Raw genomic sequence first — 993 nt, 5'->3', positions numbered from 1 at the left:
CGGGTTGAACCTGGCGGACCTGGGCGGGAGCTGAGGGCCGGAGGGTGCGCTCAGGGGAACTTGAGTGTGCCCTCCCGCCAGGCCTTGAGGACGTACTCCGCACGGAACCCGAGGAGTCCGGGACGCTTTGCGAGCCAGAGCAACGTCGGCTCGCCAAGCTCGGGGGCGAATTCCAGAACGTGGGCCGCGACGTGCATCCTGAGGGTTTCGTCCTCGCTCTTGAGCAGGGGGATGAGCTGGGACAGTGATTCACGGCTCCGAATCTCCTGGTAGGCCCCCATGATCTTGTCGTTGGCTCGGTTGGCGGCCCGCGAGTCCGCAGCCTCCAGCGCTTGTCCGTACGCGATGGATCCCTCCGCGTACCACTGGACGAGTTCCTCGATGCTGGCCTTCTGAAACTTGCGAGCACTCATGGAACAACTCCATAGCGCATGAGGATCATCCTCCCGAAGTCCCGTTGGGCCTGGAAGGACTGACCGCTCAACCATTGCCGCACGGATGTCTGTCCCCCTGTGGTGAACGGATCCTTCGACGAATAGTACCTGCTGATTTGCTGGTGGATGGCCTCGTCGAGCGCGATCACGTTCTCGGTGTTGTGCAGGGCCTGGGGACCGAAGCGCTGCACGTTGCCGTCCGTCTGCTCGACGATGTGGTGCCACTGCTTTCCCTGGCCTGCGGGTCCTCGGGCCCGCTTGAGTGCGCTGAAGGAGCCCCAGGAACGCGCACCACCTGAAGGTGCGCTGGCCGGAGTCGTTCCCCTTCCCTTCACCGCCATGGCGACGGCCGTGGACGGAAGCGCGAGTGTGATGACTCCGCCCGAAACGGACACGGCCCGTACCTGCTCAAGGCTCGTGACGTGCACGCCAATGCGTGAGGCCCCCGCCGCGCCTCCCGGAAAGTTCGGCAGTGTCGACAGCCGGGCCGCCAGCAACGACGCGCCACCGGTCATGCCGTAGCTCACCGCGACCGTGACCGCGAGGACGAGAACCCGCG

The 993-nt window shown here is 65.5% G+C and carries 1 protein-coding gene and 1 pseudogene; both read right to left on the bottom strand.

Annotation, left to right across the window (positions count from 1 at the left end; translation table 11 throughout):
- Positions 1-50 precede the first annotated feature (50 nt).
- A complete protein-coding gene (locus ACLEQD_RS44185) occupies positions 51-413 on the bottom strand; it encodes a hypothetical protein (RefSeq protein ID WP_410391898.1) in 363 nt (120 codons plus the stop codon).
- Positions 410-993 (bottom strand): annotated as a pseudogene (locus ACLEQD_RS44180) (hypothetical protein); the annotation flags it as partial. The pseudogene ACLEQD_RS44180 and the gene ACLEQD_RS44185, both read right to left, overlap by 4 nt.

The sequence above is a fragment of the Corallococcus sp. 4LFB genome, from assembly GCF_046520365.1.
Classification (GTDB): domain Bacteria; phylum Myxococcota; class Myxococcia; order Myxococcales; family Myxococcaceae; genus Corallococcus; species Corallococcus caeni.
Note: the sequence above shows the minus strand (reverse complement) of the source record. Positions and strands in the feature narration are given on the sequence as shown.

Bases quoted from the DNA above. Each gene is read 5' to 3' on its own strand.
- ACLEQD_RS44185 (WP_410391898.1), bottom strand. From the start codon at position 413: ATGAGTGCTCGCAAGTTTCAGAAGGCCAGCATCGAGGAACTCGTCCAG.